Genomic DNA, 20,457 nt, shown 5'->3' with positions numbered 1-20,457 from the left:
ACACGCGGTCAGGCCAGTGAAGTCCCTCTGTGATGCCCCTGCGTAAAAGCCTCCTCAAACACCGAATACCCCGATAAATCACTGTGCGCAAAATGCAGCCGCTGCCAAGGCGCCTGCAAACGCCCTTGCAGCGCCCGCAAAGCCGCACTGTTGCGCACACCCGGCACCGGCGTGCTCATCGCATGGCCATAACGCATGATTTCCATGCGCGTGACCTTGCCGGGCAGATCAGGATGCGGCGCCGACAGCTCGGCCAGCACGCTGTCACGCCAGTGCGTCCAGGGCTTCTCGTACAAGGCTTTGCGGCCCGCCGGTTCAATGCCAAAGGCGCGGTAATACGTGAGCACCGTGGCGCCGGGCACGGCCTGCAGGCTCTGGTGCATGGCGTCGACGTAACCCAGGCCTGCCTGCGCAACGCTGCCTGCTGCGTCCCCGCCGTAGATGACGTTGTCCCAGCTGGGTGCGGCACCGGGCCGGTCGTGCAGCGCGGCCTTGATGTGCAGGTTGGCCACCAGCCAGGGTGCGTAACGCAGCTGGCCGGCGGCTTCGCGCAATGCGGGCGGCGGGCTTTCCACCACACGCGCCGCCACAAACAGCGGCATCGCCAGGATGCATTGCTCAGCCTGCCAGCGCTCGACGGTCTGGGTCGCCGCATTGAAGGCATCGACCTCTACACCATGACGGCCCGCAGCCACGCGAACCACGGTGCGGCCGGCGTACAGGCGTTCACCGAGTGGTGCAGCCAATTGGCGGGTAAGCCAGCCGTTGCCCTCGGGCCAGGTGAGCACACCCGCTTCGCGCTCCGCAGAAGCTGCGTCGCCGGGCGCTTGAAAACCATGCCGGCTGGCGAAGTAATGGATGCCGGCCCAGGCCGATACCGTGTCCAGGCCCGCGCCGTAATCGTCGCGGCAGCAATAGTCGAGGTACCAGCGCAGTGGCGTACTGGTGAGTTGCTGCTGGTCCAGCCATGCCTTGAACGTCACGGCATCCAGCGCGCGGTGTTGCGGTGCCAAGGGCACTCCGGCAACAGGAATCGGGAATGCGGCTGCAGACGAGGTCTGCTGCACCAGCACCGCAAAGCGCCGGTACTCGGCCAGCACGGCAGCACCGGCATCCTGCAGGGGCAGCAGCCCTTCCTGCCACTGGCCATTGATGAACAGCCGCTCCTGCGGGCTGTGGCACAAATGGCGTTCGTCATACACCCAGCGGCCGGCCACGCGCTGGCGCAGTGAAAGTTCTTCGAGCAAATCCTGCACATCACGCGCCGCATCCCCGGGCACCGGCAGGTAGTGCGCGCCCAGCGGGCAAGGCACGCCATTGACCACGCCTGCGCGGCTGTTGCCACCGGCCTGGTCTTCCAGCTCCAGCAGCGCGAAGTCCTGCATGCCGCGCAGGCGCAGCGCACGCGCCGCCGCCAGGCCGGCGACACCGCCGCCGGCAATTAGTACGCGGGTGCGCCGGGTGACGGAAGGGGCCGGCCAGGCACGGGCTCTGCCGGTCTCGTCAGGCCGAAGCAGATGGCCGCGCTCATGGTTCGCACCCACAAAACCGCCTTCGACATGCGTGGCCTCCTTGCAGCCCAGCAGCGGAAGTGCGGAGGCGGCCAGGAAATCCCGGCGCTTCAATGCAGCACCTTGCCCCATTCCTGCTCGTAACTGTGCACCAGTTCCTGGCTGGAGAGCCGGTTGACGGGCGCCGGCACGCGTGCCATGTCCACAGGGAAATCAAACAGCAAGGGCAAGGTCTGCGGGTCCAGAAAACGCAGGCCGGCGGGCAAGGCGCCGCTTTGCGTCGTGGGGCTGAAAGGCCGTCGGCTGGCGACCACAAAACCCCATTCGCCAAAACTGGGCACATTGGCGTGATAGGGGGCGGCCTTGAGCCCGACGGATTCCAGCGTGCTCACCACCGTCCAGTAGCTGCGCCGCGCCACCAGGGGAGACGTGGTCTGGATGACCGCATAGCCGCTGGCCGAAAGGTGCTGGTCGAGCAGCGCATAAAACGAGTTGGTGTAGAGCTTGCCGATGGAAAAATTGGTCGGGTCGGGGAAGTCCACGATGATGATGTCGAACATGCCGGCGTTTTTGTCCAGCCACTGGAAGGCGTCGGCATTCACGATGTGTACCTTGGGTGACAGCAGCGCGTCGCCGTTCAGGCGCTTCAAGGCCGGCTGCTGGCTGAACAGCTGCGTCATGGCCGGGTCCAGCTCTACCAGCGTGACGCTTTCCACACTGGGGTATTTAAGGACTTCGCGCACCGCCATGCCGTCGCCGCCGCCCAATACCGCGATGTTTTTCGGCGCGCCGTGCGCGCTCATCACCGGGTGCACCAGCGCTTCGTGATAACGGTATTCGTCGCGCTCGGCAAACTGCAGGTTGCCGTTGAGGAACAGGCGGTGGCCGCCGCGGCCGTTCGTGACCACGATGCGCTGGTAAGGCGTGGTGGCGGTGAAGATGACACGGTCCTGGTAGAAATGGTCTTCGGCCAGTGTGGTGATCTGGTTCGCGCCCACAAAGCCGGCACCCAGCACGCACAAGACCCCCAGGCAAGCCAGGGCATGCGACTTGACGTGCCGCAGCTCATGGCGGAACAGCCACAGCGCCCACACCGCGACAGCCGCGTTCATAAGGCCAAACAGCAGGCCGGTGCGTATAAGGCCCAGGTGCGGCACCAGCACCAGCGGAAATGCCAGCGACACGGCCAGTGCGCCCAGGTAGTCGAAGGTGAGCACCTGCGACACCAGCTCCTTGAGCGCCACGTTGCGCCGCAGGATGCGCATGACCAGCGGAATCTCCAGCCCCACCAGCGTGCCCACCAGCAGCACCATGGCGTACAGCAGGAAACGGAAAGCACCGGGCACATAGGCATTCGCCAGAAAAAGCGTGGCCGGCAGCGCACCGCCCACCAGCGCCACCATCAATTCAATGCGCAAAAAATGGGCCGGCAACTGCCGCTCGAAAAACCGCGACAACCAGGACCCAATACCCATGGCAAACAGATAGCTACCGATGATGGTGGAAAACTGCAGCACCGAATCGCCCAGCAGATAAGAAGCCAAAGCCCCTGCCGCCAGCTCATACACCAGCCCGCACGCCGCGACCACAAAGACGCTGGCCAGCAGCGCGACTTCAAGAGGGCGCGGTGTGGCAACGGTGGAGGGGGGTTTAGTGTTCAAAACGAGGGTGCCGATGGATGGGATATGCAGAACTGCGATGCGAAGCGAGCCGGTATCACGACGGCGTCAAGGGCGTAGCGAGCGAGCTGCGGGCAAGGCGGACGGCGCGCAGGAACCGGAATGTACCTGCGGGTACATGAGGATTCCGAGCACCGGCCAACGCCACCCCCAGTTCGCGCAGTAGCCGGGAACTATCCGTGGATGGCGGCGGCTACTATTACGCAAATGCCCAGCGCCATCGCGGCAACCACCAGCGCCAGCGCCACGTTCTGCTTCTCGACAATCTCCAGCCACAGGTCGTACGGCGTCATTTTGTCAATGATGACAAAGCTCAGCCAGAAGATGATCACGCCGATCAGCGCGAACAAAATCGAGCCGAGGAATGCGGCGGGTTTAAGCCATTCAAGTCCCATGATGTTCTCCAGAAAAAATCTGCCAGGTTGAATAGAAAGGGGCTGGCTTCATTTATGGCCGCCTCCGCCGGAAAATCCACCGAATGAACCGCCTGAACTGCGCGAGCTGCTGGACGAAGAACAGTTCTCGACATTCGGGTCGCAGCGCGAGCAGCGCGTGACCAGCAACAGAACCACCAGTATCACCAGCACCACCACAACAATGGTGCCGCAACCCATGCCCGACGCACTGCTCAGGGGCTTGGCATCCGCGCGCTTGAAGAGGTCTTTCTTGCCTTCAAGCTTGAAAGCCCTGGCCACCAGGCCGCCGTCCAGCTTGCTGCCGCTGGACCAGGTGACTTCGTTCGGCGCCTCTTCCTGGGACAGCAGCGCGCTGCCGCTGGCGAAATCGCGGTTAAAGGTTTTTTGCCCGCGCTGAACCTGCCAGTAGAACTCGCCGGCGGCATATGTGGTCTCGGCGCGGTAGCTGCTTTGCAGGCGGTAGGTGGTCTTGAGGTAGGTGGCGCTTTCGCCACCCGTCTTGAAGGTGGGCGCGCCGGTCAGGGGCTTGACCACGCTCCAGCCGTCGGTGGCGTCCACCAGAAAGGTAAAGCCGCGCTTGCGGTTGTAGAGCAGGTATTCATCCCAGCCGAAGTGCTCGTCCGGATCGTCGGGCTCGTACCCCATGCGGTGCTGGAACCCGACGACCTGCCATTGCGTGCCCAGCAACTGGCCCGTGCTTCCCAGCGCGATCAGCGGGGCAACCGGTTCGTCCTGGATCGCATGCTGAAGCGCGGCGCCTGTGCCCTGGCTCAGGTCGATGAGGCTGTTGCAGGAACTGCAGGTGATGCTTTTGCTGGCAGCCAGCGTAACCGCCACCGTCGCTCCGCAGTTGGGGCAGCTGAACTGCCTCCCGCTTTCTTCCTTGGCAGACTCGTCCTTCAGGCCAGCCAGCTTCAGTTCGTCAAGCAACACCGAGCGGCCCAGCGACAGCACCGGCGCGCCGCCGCCGGATGCCGTGCCGTAGTCAACACTGAGCACATCGCCATCCGTGCTGCGCAATTCAACCACGGCAAAGGGCATGCCCAGCGCCGGCAGGCGCGGCAGCTCGCCCTGTGCGGACAGCAGCACAACGCTCTCGTTGGAGGCCACACTGAATGGCTTGGCATTGATCGCCGTGGTGGCGCCGATGCGAAAGTTTTCTGCGGGCGGTACGGCGCGCTGCAGGCTGGTGGGCCGGCTGAACACATAAGCGCCGTTGTCCTCACTCAGGAAGGCCGCGCTGCCGTCATCCAGAATGGCATACCACTCGGTCCAGGTTCCCTGGGCGTACTTGTATTGCAGCCGGCCGACGAGCGTGAAGTTGCGACCCTGCCAGACCCCGGAGGCTTGCAGCTGCAACGGGCTGAAGTCGTTGAACAGTTCGGCCATCTTGCCGATGCGCGACAGCGTGTCACCGTCACGCACGACGGTGCTCTGGCAATAGCCGCACACCGCATGGGTGGACTGCGCGCTGCGGAATTCAACAGGCGCACCGCAGCCGGGACACGGCGCGCGGTAGGCGCGTTGCTGGGGCTCGGATGCCAAGTGGGGCCTGGTCGAGGTCGGTCAGTGAAGGGGCCGGGGCCGTGTCAGACCAGTTTTTTTAGCAACTCGGCCTTCTTGGCGTCGAACTCTTCCTGTGTGAGGATGCCCTTGGCCTTGAGTTCTCCCAGCTTCTCGAGCGTGGCCATGACATCGTCGGGCTTGACCGCCGCCGCTGCAGCGGAAGCCGCTTGGGCTGCGCCGCCCTGCAGGCCCTGCTGCAGGTTTTGCGCCAGCACCTGGCCCAGCGCCACACCGGCACCCAGGCCCATGGCGTCACCGGCAATACCGCTGCCGCCCCCGCCGCCTTCGGCGAATTTCGGGATGGCCTGCGCCGTCTGGTACTGCATGAACTTGCCCATGTCGTTGCCGACCATGCCCATACCGATTTTCTGGTCGAGGATTTTTTGCAGCTCTTCGGGCAGCGAGAGGTTCTGCACCGTCATGCCCTCGAGCTTCAGGCCTAGCTTGGCAAATTCGGGCACGAGCTGCGCCGCCAGCGCCTGCGCAAACACGAGCTGGTTCGCGGCCAGATCGAGGAAGGCAATGTCGCTGGCTGCAATGGCGGCAGAAATGTTCTGCAGCACCAGGCCGCGCAGCTGCCCGTCAAGGTCGGCCGTGGTGTAGCGGTCACGCGTGCCTGAAATTTCGGTGTGGAAAAGCTTGGGGTCGGCAACACGGAAGTTGTAGTTGCCGAAGGCGCGCAGCCGGACGGCACCGAAGTCCTTGTCGCGAATGGTGATGGGCTGGGGCGTGCCCCACTTCTGGTCGATCTGCTGGCGGGTGCTGAAGAAGTAGACGTCGCTCTTGAAGGGAGACTCGAACAGCTTGTCCCAGTTCTTGAGGTAGGTCAGCACCGGAACGGTCTGCGTCGTCAGCTTGTACATGCCGGGACCGAACACGTCGGCGATCTTGCCCTCGTTGACGAAGACCGCCATTTGCGATTCGCGCACGGTGAGCGAGGCGCCGTACTGGATCTCCATGTCGGCCATCGGAAAACGCCAGGCCAGTGTGCCGTCGTCGTCCTCGGTCCACTGGATGATGTCGATGAACTGTTTCTTGATGAAGTCCATTAAGGCCATAGCGCGCTCCCTTGAGTGGTTGTCGGCCACATGATACCCGCCGATAACGAAGTTTTTACGTTATTTACTGGCCCTGACCGCCTCCAGTGCAGTTCAGGCCGCGGCCCTGCTCTGTGCAGTCCAGTTGGACCAACCCGGCGCTGCGCGGATCAGGGAACCCTGCCAGGCGGAAAGTCGGCACATCGGCCACAACGCCGCCTTCGGCATCCTTGATGCCGGCGGCGCGCAGGGACTGCTGACGGCGCTCATCGCCTTCCAGGACTGGCAGCGCCGTACCGTTCACAATGCGCGCGTCACCGGTACGCTCCGCGGTACTGGCCGGGGCAGGCGTGATATTGGCTGTCGTGACGGCAGCCGTATTCTGCAAGGTGTAGTTGCCCGCGTCGGCGCCTGACAGGGTGATACCGGTAATGCTGACGGGCTTGCCGTTGCCGACGGCGGGTGTGTCGAAGTTGCCGGTCGCGGCGCCCACCGTCAGCACGTCCGCGCCTATGCGGCCGGCAAAGGCCGCGCCGCCGGTCGCCAGCGTGGCTGATGTGGTGCCGTCCTGCACCTTGTTCGCGGCGGTGATGCCGCTGACATTCGCAATCGAAGCCGGCGTGATGCTGGCCGTGGTGGCGGCCGTGCTGTTGACGCTGTAGTTGACCGCATCGGTGCCGGTGATGGCAATGCCGCCGACGTTGACGGTTTTACCCACGCCTGCATTCTTGTCGGCAAAGCTTGCCGACGTGTTGCTGGCCGCGAGTACATCGCCGGCAACCCGGTTGTCGGCCAGTGTCACGGTTGCGGCAGTGCCGCCGTCGTACACCTTGTTTTGGGCCGCGGCGCCCACGGTGAGCGCGCGCTGGGTGATGTTTGCCGTGGTCGCCGTCGTCGTGTTGAACGTGTAATTGCCAGCATCGGTGCCGGTGATGCCGATGCCGCTGACGCTGACGGCCTTGCCGGTGCCCACGTTCTTGTCGCCAAAGCTGGCCGCCGTGTTGCTGGTGGTGAGCACGTCACCGGCGACGCGGTTATCCGCCATGGTAACGCCGGCTGCCATGTTGCCGTCGTAAACCTTGTTGGTTCCCGTGGCGCTGACCGTGAGAGCGCGCTGCGTGATGTCGGCCGTGGTGGCAGCCGTGGTGTTGGCCGTGTAGTTCCCGGCGTCAGTGCCGGTGAGAGCGATTCCGGTGACGTTGACCGTCTTGCCGATACCCGCGTTCTTGTCGGTGAAATTCGCGGCCGTATTGCTGGCGGTCAGCACATCACCCGCGATGCGGTTGTCGGCAAGCGTCACGGTGGCAACGGTTCCGCCGTCATACACACGGTTCTGGCCGGTGGCGCCGACCGTGAGCGCGCGCTGCGTGATGTTGGCAGTGGTGGCTGCCGTGGTGTTGGCACTGTAGTTGCCCGCATCGGCGCCGGTGAGGGCAATGCCGCTGACGTTCACGGTCTTGCCGGTGCCGACGTTCTTGTCGGTAAAGCTCGCGGCGGTATTCGTGGCGGTCAGTACATCGCCGCTGAGGCGGTTGTCGGTCAGCGTGACGGTGGCAGCAACGCCGCCGTCATAGACACGGTTCTGGCCGGTGGCGCCGACCGTCAACGCGCGCGGCGTGATGGTCAGCGCGCCATTGGTCAAGGCCAGGGTGTAGTTTTCGCTGTTGGTGCCCACGCCGGCAGTGATGGCCACCGGTCCGGCCGCCACGGCCGTCCGGTCAACGGCTGTGGTGGTGTAGTTCACGCCCAGGCCGGCGATGGTGTCACCGTCGATCAGGCCGCTTACCACCCCGGTCAGCAGGGGGTTCGTGTCGCCATACACCTTGGTCTTGTTGTCGGCCGTAACCGTCAAGATCGGCGCGACGCGGTAGAGGAAAGTATTTGCGCTGCCGGCCGGTACATAGCTGGCGTCGCTGTTGTAGCGCTTGCTGTAGCCAGCAACGCCCTCAAGCGTGGTGCCGGGGTCGCCGCTGTAGACCAGGTAGCGGCCGGATGCGGCCACGATGCCGCCCACGCCCACATTGTTGATGAGCTGGCCGCCGGTGCTGACGCCGGCCGCATTGGCGCTACCGGCCTTGAGGACCACGGCATCGCCGGTGGCGGAAGAATTTACGGCATTGTTCAACGTGAGATTTGACGCCGCGCCGGTGGTTTCAATTTTGACCGCGCCGGTAGCCGTTACGCCTGCTATCGCGCCGACCGTGCCCACAACCAGTGCGCCGGCCTGCCTGTAGTCCACGCTGCCGGTGCTGGCGGCGAGCGTGGTGACGGCATTGCCCGCGTTTGCCAGGGTGTAGGCGCCGGCTGCGCCGGTCAGCGCAAGTCCCGAGGCCGCGATGGCGCCAGACTGGCTGACAGCACCGCCTGCAGAAAGGGTGGCATTGCCGGTGGTCGCAATGGCCGCCACGTCGAATCCGGCCGCGCTGCTGTACTGGATGGCCCCCGCCGCATTGGCCGAGTCTGCGGCATTGCGGGCCTGCAGGTTGATGGCGGTGTTGGTGTTGCCGCTGTTGCTGAGCGTGATGCCACCGCCGGCGTTGACCAGCGTTTTGACCTGCAGCGTGCCGGCCGTGATGTTGCCGGTACCTGCAGTCTGGGTGACCGCGCCCAGTGCTGTCAGGTTCAGTGTGCCGCTGCCGACGTTTGAGGCCGTGCTGCCCACACCCAGGTTGACGGCGCCCGTGCTGCGCACGAAGGCGTTGGCATTACCGGTGGTGTTGACACTCAGGTTGCCGGCCGCCACGTCGATGCCGTTGCTGGCGTCGGTGCCGATCTGGCCGTTGGCATTGAGGGTGAGGTTCTGCGCGGTGATGGTTTGCACACCCACATCGGTGATGGAGCCGGCATTGAGCGTCAGGGTCTTGCCGGCCAGGCCGACCGCGCCGCCTATGGTCATGGCGCCAGTGCTGGCCGTATCGCCGATGATGATGGGGCCGGTGGCACCCGTGGCGAAGGCGCTGACTTCCGCGGCCGTGAGGTCAAAGCCCGAAGCGCCCGACAGTGACATGGTGCGGCTCGCGGTTTTCGCCTTGAGCGTCAATGCGCCACTGGTCGCCAGCGCGTTGTTGCCGGTGTTCGCGGCGATGGCGACCGTGTCGGCCGTGATCGTGATGGGCCCGCTGCCGGCAACCACGTCGACGTTGTTCTGCGTGTACGCGCCGGTGCCGGTGTCTATGGCGACAGCGTTGTTGACGGTGCTGATATTGCCAGCCACCGTTGTGCTGTTGTTGCCGTTATTCAGCGTGAAGCCGCCCGCCGCCGTGATGGCATTGAGGGTGGCGATGTTGTTGGCTTGGGTGCCAAGGTTCAACGAGCCTGCACCCGTGCCGGCCACTGCCAGCGAGGCCGCCGTCACAGCGCCCGACTGCGTGATGTTGCCGCCGGATTGCAGCGTCAATGCCCCTGTGGTATTGACAGCGGCCACATCGAAGCCGGTTGCGTCGCGATAGCTGACTGCGCCATTGGCATTGGCTGTGTCGGTGGCATTGCGGGCACGCAGATCGACCGTGGCGACTTCGTTGCCGGCATTGTTCAATGTGATGTTCGCCGTGCCGGCGGACAGCGTTTTGGCAACCAGCGTGGGCGCGGTGATGGCTCCCGTCTGGGTGATGGTCGCGCCGGCCACCACTGTCAGGCTGCTATTGGCAACTGAGGTGCCCAGCACCACGGCATTGGCATCGCGCAGCGAGACGTTGTTGCCGCTGGTGACGGCCACGCTGGAGAAATTGTTGGCGGCATTGGCCAGCGTGATGTCGTTGGCCGCGCCGGCGGCCAGCGTGGTGGCGCCTGTGACCGTCACCGCGCCGGTCTGTGTGATGGCGCCGGCCGTATTCAGCGCCAGAGAGCCCGACACCACTGAGGTCCCCATCACCAGCGCATTGCTGTCGGTGATGCTGACGTTATTGCCCGTGGTGACAGCCACCGCCCCCGTGAAATCGTTGCCGGCATTGGTTAGCGTGATGTTGTTGCCGGGGCCGGCCGCCAGGGTGGCGGTGGTCGCCTTGATGGCGCTGGTTTGCGTGAGCGCGCTTCCGGCCGTCAGGGCCAACGCACTGACGTTGAGCGCGCCATTGAGGCTGATGTCGCCGGTGTCGGCGCCGGCGGTGGTAGCCGTCAGGGAAGTGGCACCGGTGACGCCCACCGAAGCACCACCCATGGCGCCCACGGCGATGTCGTTGGCGGTCACGGTGAGCGCCGACAGGGCCAGGCTGGCGCCCGTGGCGCCGGCAATGCTCACGTCGCCGTTGCCCGCCTGCAGGATCAGCGTACGGCCCGAGGCCTGGCTGTTGACCGCTCCGTCGAACTGGATATTGGCGCCGGCACCCGCGCCGGCATTACCGCCGCGCGAGTCCACAGTGATGCTGGCCGTATTGAGCAGTGCGTCATCCTTGATGCGAATCGCACCGCCAGCGCCGGAGACCGCGCCACCGACCTGGTTGCCACCCAACGCCGTAAGCCCGCCGGCAAGGGTGATGGTCGGCGTGGCGCCCGCTGCGTCGAGTGTGATGGCGCCTGCGTTGCCGCCCGCCGCCACGCCTGCGCCGCCGTTGCCGCCGGTGGTGGTGATGGCGGCGACCGATACATTGCCGCCGGTGGAAGCCATCGACACCGCGGCGCCCTGACCGCCGGCCTGGTTGCCGCCCGCGCCGTTGCCGCCAACAGCGCTGATTGCACCGGCGCTGCTGATGGCTCCCGTGGAATTGACGGTGACCGCGCCACCATTGCCGCCCGAGCCGACGGTGCTGCCGTTGGTGCCGTTGGCCGTGATGGCCGCCGTGGTGACGCCCGCGCCGGAAATGTCTACCGTGCCGGCATTGCGTCCGTTGGCCGTGCCGGCAGTTGTGCCGCCGCTGGTGACTATGGCGCCAACCGCCACTGCGCCGCCGGATCCGCTAATGCTGACATTGCCGCCATGGCCCGAAGTGCCGCCCGTAGTGGTCAGCGTACCCGCCGTGAGGTTGCCAGCCGTGTTGCTCAGGGTAATGCTGCCTGCCGAACCGCCTGCGCCCGTGCCGGCTGCATTGCCGCTTTGCGCAGCCAGTGCACCCACCGTGACGGCACCCGCAACGGTGTTGGCCACGCTGATGCTGCCCGCGTTGCCGCCGTCGCCGTTGGTGGTTCCGCCTGCCCCCCCGCTGGCCGTCATGCCTGCGGTAGTGACCACCCCCGTGGAGGTGATGCTGACGGCGCCGCCGCTGCCGCCCTTTTGACTGGACGTGGCCGCTGCCGCGCCGCCGCTGGCGGTGATGGTGCCGGTACCCATGGTAAGGCCGGCGCCGCTGATGGTGACCGTGCCGGCATCGCGGCCAGCCAGACCGCTGACCGTGGTGCCGCCGCTGGTGGTGATGTTGTTGTTGAGCACCGACACCTGGCCGGCAGCAGAAAGGCTGACGTTGCCGCCGTTGCCCTTGACACCACCGGTGGTGGTGACGGCCCCGGTGGAGAGTGTTCCCGCTGCTGCGGTGTTGCTCACGGAAACACCGCCGGCCGTGCCGCCCGCGCCGGTGCCCAGCGCGTTACCGGTTTGCACCGTCAGCGTTCCGGTGGTGATATTGCCGCTGCCGCTGTTGTTGACGGTGATGCTGCCGGCATTGCCCCCGGCCGCATTGGTGCCGACCGCTGCGCCGCCGCTCGCCACGAGATTGGTGACCGTGACGCCGTTGTTGCCGCTAATGGAAATCGCCGCACCGTTGCCGCCGGCCTGGTCACCCGTCAGCGTGCCATTCGTGCCGCTGGCAGTCACGGTGGTGCCGGTCAGCAGGCCTCCTGTGGCCTGCAGCGTGACGGAACCTGCGTTGCGTCCCGTCGTGCCCGCGTTGGCGGTGCCGCCGCTGGAAACAACCGCGCCTGTCGTCAAAACACCGCCCGTCGAGGTGACGCTGATGTTGCCGCCGTTGCCGTTGGCGCCACCCGTGGTGGTAAGCGCACCGACTGTCAGCGCCGTTCCGTTCAGCGTGATGCTGCCGGCCGTACCGCCGGCGCCCGTTCCGGTCGCGCCACCCGTTGAGGCCGTCACTGCCGCGGTGCCCAGCGTACCGCTGCCCGTGATGCTCACCACACCGGCATTGCCGCCGGCCTGGTTGGTGCCCAGGCCCGCGCTGCCACTGGCGCTGACCAGACCCGTGACCGAGCGGTTGACGCCCGTCACCGTAATATTGCCCGCATTGCGGCCAGCGCCGGTGCCACCGGCCAGCGCCGTGCCGCTGGTGTTCAGCGTGCCGGTAACCGTCACGCCGCCCTGCGAGGCCAGTGCGACCGAGCCGCCGTTGCCGCCTGCCGCGCCGCTGCTGTCTATCGCGCCGGTTCCGATGTTGGCGCCGGCCGCGTTGTTGGTCACGCTGATGCCGCCGGCCGCGCCGCCGGCACCTGTACCCACTGCCGCGCCCGTACGTGCCGTAAGCCCACCCAAGGCAATCGCGCCTGCCGATGTGGAATTGTTCTGCACCGTGATGCTGCCGGCATCACCACCGTCACCGTTCGTGGTGCCACCCGTGCCGCCGCTGGCGGTGAGCGCGCCCGTGGTCACGGCATCGGTGGTCGTGATGCTGACGGCCGCGCCGCTGCCACCTTTCTGGTTCGACGTGGCAGCTGCCGCGCCACCGCTGGCCGTGATGGTGCCCGTTCCCATATTGAGGCCGCCGCCGCTGATGGTGACGGTACCGGCATTACGGCCGGCCAGGCCACTGACCGCAGTGCCACCGCTGGTGGTGATGTTGTTGTTGACAATGGACACCTGACCCAGCGCCGACAGATTGACATTGCCGCCGTTGCCCTTGACACCACCGCTGGTGAGGATGGCCGCGGTGGACAAGGTACCGCCGGCCGCCGCGTTGGCCACGCTGACGCTACCGGCCGTGCCGCCTGCACCTGTGCCTACCGCATTGCCGGTTTGCGCCGTCAGCGTTCCGGTGGCGATATTGCCGCTGCCGCTGTTGTTGACCGTGATGCTGCCGGCATTGCCGCCGGCCGCGTTGGTACCCACGCCTGCGCCGCCACTGGCTGTGAGGTTGGTCACCGTGATGCCGCTGTTGCCGCCAAGGGAAATCGCCGCGCCATTGCCGCCGGCCTGGTCGCCTGCCAGCGCGCCATTGGTACCGCTGGCCGTAATGGTCGTGCCGGTGAGCAGGCCGCCCGTGACCTGCAAGGTGACCGCCGCTGCGTTGCGACCCGCCGTGCCGGCATTGGCCGCGCCACCGCTGGTATTGATGACACCGGCTGTCAAAACGCCCGCCGTGGACGTGACACTGACGGCGCCGCCGTCGCCGTTGGCGGTGCCTGTGGTCGTCAGCGCGCCGGCTGTGACGGCGCTACCTGTCAACGTGATGCTGCCGGCGTTGCCGCCGGCACCCGTTCCTGTTGCGGCACCTGTTTGGGACGTGATGCCGGCCGCGCCAAGTGTGCCGCTGCCGGTAATGCTCACCACGCCGGCGTTGCCACCCGCCTGGTTGGCACCCAGCCCCGCGCCGCCGCTGGCGGTGATCAGGCCCGTGACCGAGCGGTTGACGCCACTCAGGGTGATGTTGCCGGCGTTTTTTCCTGCGGCGGTCACCCCGGCGCCGATAGCGCCGCCGCTGGTGTTGATCGTTCCGCCGACCGTGAGAGCGCCTTGCGAACTCAGGACGACGTCGGCGCCGGCGCTGTTGGTGCCGCCATTGGCCGTCACAGCCCCTGCGATGGCGAGGGCTTGCCCGGCCGCGTTGTTGGTCACCTGCACAGCGCCGGCGGTGCCGCCCGTGCCGGCGCCGAAAGCAGCCCCGCTGTTGGAGCTCAGTGCTCCCAGCGAGATGGCGCCGGTGGTGGCCGAATTGTTGATGACGGTGATGCTGCCCGCGCTGCCGCCGTTGGCCGGCGTGGCAATGCCCGCACCGCCCGTGGTGTTGATGGCGCCTGCGGTGATGCCGCCCGCGGCAGCCGTGATTTGCACATTGGCGCCGTTGCCGCCGCTTTGGCCGGCGCCTATGCCTGGCGTGCCGTTGGCCGTGATGTTTCCGGTACCGGTGCTCACGCTTGCGCCTGAGAGCGTGACGGTGCCGGCATTGCGGCCTGCATTGCCCGCCAAGGTGACGCCGCCGGCCGTATTGATCGCGCCTGCAGCACCAGTGGACAGCGCACCCAGGGCACTCAGGGTGACGGCACCGCCGTCGCCTTTGGTGCCGCCGGTGGTGGTGATGCCTGCCGTCGTGACATTGCCGGCCGCTGCCGTATTCGTGACGGCGACGCTGGCCGCGGTGCCCCCTGCGCCCGTGCCGATTGCATTGCCGGTTTGGGCCGCCAGGGTTCCGGTGGTGATGTTTCCGCTGCCGCTGTTGTTGACCGTGATACTGCCGGCATTTCCGCCGGCAGCATTGGTGCCCACACCCGCGCCGCCGCTGGCCGCGAGATTGGTGACGCTGATGCCACTGTTGCCGGTAATGGAGATCGCCGCACCGTTGCCGCCGGCCTGGTCGCCCGTCAGAGTGCCGTTCGTGCCGCTGGCGGTCATGGTGGCGCCGGTCAACAGACCACCCGTGGCCTGCAGCGTCACCGTTCCGGCATTGCGCCCGGCCGTTCCCGCATTGGCTGTGCCGCCGCTGGAAACGATCGCGCCTGTCGTCAAAACGCCGGCCGTCGAGGTGACGCTGACAGTGCCGCCGTTGCCGTTGGCGCCGCCCGTGGTCGTCAGGGTACCAGTGGTCACTGCCGTGCCGTCCAACATGATGCTGCCTGCTGTGCCGCCCGCGCCGGTACCCGTCGCTGCACCGGTTTGTGTTGCGATGTTGTTCGTGCCCAGGCTGCCGCTGCCGGTGATGCTCACCACGCCGGCATTGCCGCCGGCCTGGTTGGTACCCATCCCTGCACCGCCGCTGGCGGTGATGGCACCGGTGATGGCGCGGTTGACGCCCGTGATCGTGACGTTGCCGGCGTTCTTGCCTGCTGCGGTCATACCGGTACCCAACGCGCCGCCGCTGGTGGTGATCAGCCCGCTGACGGTAAGGGCACCTTGTGAGCTCAGGGTGACATCGGCACCGGCGCTGTTGGTGCCGCCGTTGGCCGTGATGGCCCCCGTGGTGAGGCCTTGCCCGGCCGCATTGTTGGTCACCTGCACGGCACCGGCCGTGCCGCCAGCGCCGGTCCCGAAGGCCGCTCCACTGCTGGAGCTCAGCCCTCCCAGTGAGATGGCGCCCACCGTCGCCGAGTTGTTGATGACGGTGATCGTGCCCGCATTGCCGCCGCTGGCCAGGGTGGCAATGCCCGCACCGCCCGTTGTATTGATGGCACCGGCAGTGATGGCGCCCGTGGCCGTGACTTGCACATTGGCGCCATTGCCGCCATTTTGGCCAGCGCCTATACCCGGCGTGCCGTTGGCGGTGATGTTGCCCGTGCCGGTGCTTACGCTTGCACCCGAGAGTGTGACGGCGCCGGCATTGCGGCCGGCATAGCCTGCCAGCGTGACGCCACCGGCCGTGTTGATGGTGCCAGCAGCGCCGGTGGACAAAGCTCCCAGCGCACTCAGGTTCACGGCGCCGCCGTCGCCTTTGGCTCCGCCCGTCGTGGTGACTCCCGCGGTCGTCAGGTTGCCCGCGGCAGCCGTATTCGTCACCGAAATGGTGCCGGCCGCACCGCTGGTACCGGTGCCCGTGGCCGTGCCGGTCTGTGCGGCCAGCGCGGCGGCAGTGATGTTGCCGGCACCGCTGTTGGTAACCGTGATGGTTCCTGCATTGCCGCCCGACGCATTGGCGCCCACACCGGCCCCGCCACTGGCGGTCATGGCTGCGCCTGCGATGCCGCCCGCGGCGACTATGGAGACTGCGCCCGCGTTGCCGCCGTTGCCGGCCGTGTTGCCGGCCGTGCCGTTGGCCGTTACGGCGCCCAGCGCGGTGATGGCGCCGGCCGCCGTGATGTTGATTGCACCGGCATTGCGGCCTGCAGTGTTGGCCAATGCCGTGCCGCCGGTGCTGGTGACGGTGCCCGCGCTCAATGCACCGGCGGAATTGAGCGTGATAGCGCCACCGTCGCCATTGTTGCCGCCCTGGGTGGTGATGTTGCCGGCGCCCAGGCTGGCGCTGGCCACGCTGTTGGTCACGGAGATGCTGCCAGCCGTGCCGCCAGCGCCGGTGGTGACCGCATTGCCGGTGCTGGCGGTCAACCCGCTCACAGCGACGTTACCGGTGCCGCTGTTAGCCAGGATGATGCTGCCCGCGTTGCCCCCGGCCGCGATGCCCGTCGTGCCAGCGGCACCGCCACTGGCCGTGAGGGTGCCTGTGCTGGAGATGCCGCCGGTGGAGGTAATGCTGATACTGCCGCCCGTACCACCTGCCTGTCCAGCCCCCAGCCCGGCGGAACCGCTGGCGGTGATGGCGGCGGTGGAGACACCGGCGCCCGAGATGCTGACGGCCCCGCCGCTGCGGCCCGGGTTGCCGGTGGTGGCAGTGCCTCCTATGGCGTTGATGGCCCCGAGCAGGTTGACAGTCCCTGTGGCGTTGAGGGTGACGTTGCCGGCATTGGTATTGCCGGCGCCGGTGGTGGTGATGCTACCGGCCGCAGTGCTGGTGATATTGGCCGCCGAAAGATTCACGCCGCCGGAAGCCGTTAGTGCGGCATTGAGGGCAATCGTGTTGCCCGCTTCAAAGCGGACCTTGTTACCCGCCGCCATGGCCAGCGCGCTGGCCAGCGTGATGTTGCGCGAGGCCTGGAGGTACAGCTCGCTGTAGCCGGTGATGTCGGCGATCTGGATGGTGTACGTGCCCGTCGGGCTCGGTGGATCGAAGAGGGCCACGTCGGGCGTGCCATCGGCATTGTTGGGTGGTGAGGACTGTATGGTGGTGTTGATGTCGATGTCCTGCGGGTCCAGCAACACCCTGCCGCCAGTACCGGCCGGCGCGGCCACGTCGATACTGCCGCGCAGGTCCAGCTGCTGCTTGCCCGAAACCTCGACAAAGCCGCCGTCGCCGCCGTTGGCACCGCCGCGCGCGCTGACAGCGCCGCTGTGGCGCGTGTCACCGTCGGCCCAGACCACCACTTTTCCGCCTTTGCCGCTGTCTGTCGCGTCGGCCCGTATCGATGCGCCTGCGGCCACATAAGTGCGTGAAGCATTCTGGACGGCCGCATTGCCGCCCTGGTAGTCGCCGCCCACCAGCGCGGTGCCGCCGCCGGCCGGGCCGGACACGTCAATGGATGCGCCGGTGTTCAGCGCCACCTTGTCGCCAAGCACCTGCACCGTGCCGCCGCTTTGGCCCGGTGCGGTGCCGCTGGCATCGAGTGTGCCGGAGACCTGGACAACACCTGTGCCACCGCCGCTCAGCACAATCGTGCCGTTGCGCTCCACGGCGGAGTTGGCGCGGATGACGCCGGACTGGTTGATGACGGTCGCCATCGCATCGCCCATGGCGCTGGCCAGCACGGCAACCCGGCCGCCCGTGGCCGTGATGCTGCCGCTGTTGGTGATCGCGGCCTGTGCCGCCGCCGCATCCACCGAGAAACGCACCAGGCCTGTGCCCGAAGTGTCGACCGACACGCGGGAGCCTGCCAGCAGGCCAACCGAACCAGCGTCTGCGGTGATGGCACCGGTATTGCTGACCTGGGGCGCGGCCAGCAGCACGTAACCGCCGCGCGCGACGTTGATGCTGCCGTGGTTGTCCACCCGGCCGGAGGCGTTGCCGCTGAAGGTGTAGCGACCTGCCATGAAGTCGCCGTTGCCGATGTCGAGACTGGAGGCGACGAGCCCGCCCACATTGACTTGCGCCCCAGGAGCGAACATCACACCCGCCGGGTTGATCAGGAAGACCTGGCCGTTGGCGCTCAGCGAGCCGAAGATGGATGAGGCACCGTTGCCGATGACGCGGTTCAGCGCGACGGACGAAGCGCCGGGCTGCACGAACTGCATCGATTGCCCCACGCCGATGTTGAAGCTTTGCCAGTTCAGCACCGCCTTGTCGCTGGTCTGGTTGACCACCATGGCGTTGGCCGACGGCGTGCTGACGCTGGCCTGGCCTCCCACCACCTGCGCGCCTTCAGGCAAGGCGGTGGCCCAGGGCGAGACAACCGCCAGCAGCGTCGCAAGCAGGCGCGACAGCCTGCGGTCGCTGCGGATGCGGTAGGTGGCCGAGAGCTTGCGAGACAGGCGGACCACCACCGTACGCACGGACCAGGGGCTATAGGCGGCGCGGGCGGAAGAAGTGTGGGCGGTCATGATGGGCATGCAGAGCGGGGAGTGGGGCCGGGCTAGAACCAGGTTTGGACCGACAGCCAGGCGCGCGGCGCACGGTCCGGGTCGCCGGTGGACGGCAGCGCCGTCGTGGTGCGCCAGGCCAGGTAGGTCTTGACCAGGAATTTGCCGGACTGGCCCAGCGTGGCGCCCACACCGGCGGAACCGAGGCTCAGCGTGTTGGCATTGCCCGGCACAGTGGGGCCGTTCTGGTTGAAGCGAATGCGCCCATGGTCATAGAAAGCCAGCAGGGTCAAAGGCTCACCCCAAACCGTTGGCGCGAGCTGGTAACGCGACTCCAGGTTCAACAGGAAACCGGCGTCGCCGACGCCTTCGCCCACTGGGTAGCCGCGCACGCCATTGGGCCCGCCCAGAACCATTTTTTCGGCCGAGCTGAGGTTTTTCGACGCCAGCTGGGCCTGTGCCGCGACGTGAAAGCTGTAAGCGGCATCAAAAAACTGGGAGCGCTGGAATTCCAGGTTCAGCTTGCTGAAACCGCCCGCTGTGCGCAGGCCGCCGAGGCCATCGTCAAGCGCCTGATCGGCCGCATTCAACGTGAGGCGGCCAAAGGTGGCGTTCACGGCATAGTTGTTCAGGCTGCTGCCGCCTGCCAGTTCGTCGATGAAGTTGCCCGCCAGCCCCAGCCTGAGCGCGGCGATGTCGCGCTCGCTTTTGAGTGCGGGTGTGCGCGTTTCGTCAACGAGCTTTTTTTGCTCTGCACTGATGAGGCCGTACAAATTGCTGGCGCGCCCGCGCAGCAGGGGGTGGGACAGGCTGAGGCCGAGAATGTCGGCCCGGCCGCTGGCCCCCAGCGGCTCGAACTGCTTGCCCAGCGCGTAATCCAGGCGCACCGCGCTGACCCCCACCCTTGTGCCGTAAGCGCCGACCGGCACGGTGTAGCCGGCACGGTATAAGGTCGAACCAGCCTGGTCGCTTTGCTGGGTGCTCAAGGCCAGCACGTCACCGCGCCCCAGCAGGTTGTTGAGATTGGCACTTAACGTGACACGCGCGGCACCAGCGGCGCGCGCACCATGGTTGTCTACGCTGACCGAGCCGTCGGCGCGCGGCCCTTTGCCCTGCACGGTGATCAGGACATCCGCCAGGCCCAGGCGATCTCCAGGCTCGACCGTAGCGCCGGCGTCGTACCCCGCCAGGTCGCGCAACAGCAACACCGGCTTGTCGAGTGCGTATTCGGTAACGGCGTCACCGGACCGCAGCTGGCCGCCCACCAGTTCTTCCGCGAACGTCTTTGAGATACCAGCGCCGTCGACACGCACAGTGACGCGGCCGACCCGCGCTTCGATGATGGTGATGGCGACAGTCCCGCCTTCTGCGGGAAACGCCTGCTCGGGCAGGTACGCCTGCGTGAGCAGATAGCCGTTCTGCCGGTAGAGCGCGCTGACGGCATTGGCGGCGTCTGTGAGGCCAGCCAGATCCGTGGACCGGTGGAGCCGGCTCGACAGCAAAGCCGCAAGTGCTTCACTGGAGAAAACGCTGTTGCCGGAGAAACTGAACGCCGCTGGCGTGATGCGCGCCGTTCCCGCCGCTGGCTCCGCAACCCGGGGTGGTGTCAGTTCAGGTAGTGGGCCGCTACGCGGGGGTAGCAGCGGTAACGAACCTTGCGGCTCCAGCAGCGTACCGGCATCGGGCCGCACGTCCACGCGGGCCTGCGCCAGCGCAGGGACGTTCAGGGCGATGCATGCGCCCAGAACCCCCCAGGCAAAAAGCCTGGATGCCAGAAAGACTGAACTGCGCAAGGAGCGACCCTTTCGATGTACAAATGAAACAAAATGTTTTATTGGTTGTAGCGCTTTACCCTTACGCTGTCCAATATTTTCCGCTAAAGAACCTCTTATTTTCGCGGTAAGTGTTTGTTTTTACACGATTATTTTAGGATTTTGAGAAAGTAAGCGGGCACGCTCAATGTTCTTGGTTAAATGTAAGTAAATGTTAGAGCATTATTCCCACCGGCAGGCAGACAGAAGTGGCCGTCGGCCGCATGAAGAAGCGCCGGTCAATAGGAATAAGAAGAGAGAAGAGGAGGCAAAGAAGGGGGCGGCACTC

General features: G+C 66.4%; 7 protein-coding genes and 1 other RNA gene. All 8 read right to left on the bottom strand.

The features are described from left to right. Nucleotides 1-8: 8 nt before the first annotated feature. Entirely contained in the window at nt 9-1,643 is a 1,635-nt protein-coding gene (locus AC1DWQ_RS15730; protein ID WP_477670480.1) for an FAD-dependent oxidoreductase, read from the bottom strand. Then, nucleotides 1,622-3,172 carry a polyamine aminopropyltransferase gene (locus AC1DWQ_RS15725; protein WP_477670479.1) on the bottom strand — a complete coding sequence of 517 codons (1,551 nt, stop codon included), beginning with the start codon at nt 3,170-3,172 and terminating at the stop codon, nt 1,622-1,624. The genes AC1DWQ_RS15730 and AC1DWQ_RS15725 overlap by 22 nt, the downstream gene beginning before the upstream one ends. 62 nt (nt 3,173-3,234) lie before the next feature. After that, nucleotides 3,235-3,310, bottom strand: a non-coding RNA gene (locus AC1DWQ_RS15720) — sX9 sRNA. Nucleotides 3,311-3,363: 53 nt separating this feature from the next. Then, nucleotides 3,364-3,585, bottom strand: a complete 222-nt coding sequence (locus tag AC1DWQ_RS15715; RefSeq protein ID WP_007871890.1) for a DUF350 domain-containing protein — start codon at nt 3,583-3,585, stop codon at nt 3,364-3,366. A 48-nt stretch (nt 3,586-3,633) separates the two neighbouring features. Then, nucleotides 3,634-5,151 carry a DUF4178 domain-containing protein gene (locus AC1DWQ_RS15710; protein ID WP_477670478.1) on the bottom strand — a complete coding sequence of 506 codons (1,518 nt, stop codon included), beginning with the start codon at nt 5,149-5,151 and terminating at the stop codon, nt 3,634-3,636. 44 nt (nt 5,152-5,195) lie between these two features. Then, nucleotides 5,196-6,230 (bottom strand): SPFH domain-containing protein, encoded by a 1,035-nt coding sequence (locus tag AC1DWQ_RS15705; RefSeq protein ID WP_477670477.1) that lies wholly within the window; start codon nt 6,228-6,230, stop codon nt 5,196-5,198. Nucleotides 6,231-6,294: 64 nt separating this feature from the next. Next, nucleotides 6,295-18,378: a YDG domain-containing protein gene (locus AC1DWQ_RS15700; RefSeq protein WP_477670476.1), complete on the bottom strand. Its 12,084-nt coding sequence runs from the start codon at nt 18,376-18,378 to the stop codon at nt 6,295-6,297. Nucleotides 18,379-18,410: 32 nt separating this feature from the next. Continuing rightward, nucleotides 18,411-20,150, bottom strand: coding sequence for a ShlB/FhaC/HecB family hemolysin secretion/activation protein (locus tag AC1DWQ_RS15695; protein ID WP_477670475.1), 1,740 nt, complete (start codon nt 20,148-20,150; stop codon nt 18,411-18,413). Nucleotides 20,151-20,457: the final 307 nt, after the last annotated feature.

It is taken from the genome of Polaromonas sp. P2_G11, assembly GCF_056403595.1.
This window is presented reverse-complemented; position numbering and strand designations above follow the sequence as displayed.

Coding starts and splice junctions, on each gene's coding strand:
- AC1DWQ_RS15700 (WP_477670476.1), bottom strand. CDS start 18,378: ATGACCGCCCACACTTCTTCCGCCCGCGCCGCCTATAGCCCCTGGTCC.
- AC1DWQ_RS15705 (WP_477670477.1), bottom strand. CDS start 6,230: ATGGCCTTAATGGACTTCATCAAGAAACAGTTCATCGACATCATCCAG.
- AC1DWQ_RS15730 (WP_477670480.1), bottom strand. CDS start 1,643: ATGGGGCAAGGTGCTGCATTGAAGCGCCGGGATTTCCTGGCCGCCTCC.
- AC1DWQ_RS15715 (WP_007871890.1), bottom strand. CDS start 3,585: ATGGGACTTGAATGGCTTAAACCCGCCGCATTCCTCGGCTCGATTTTG.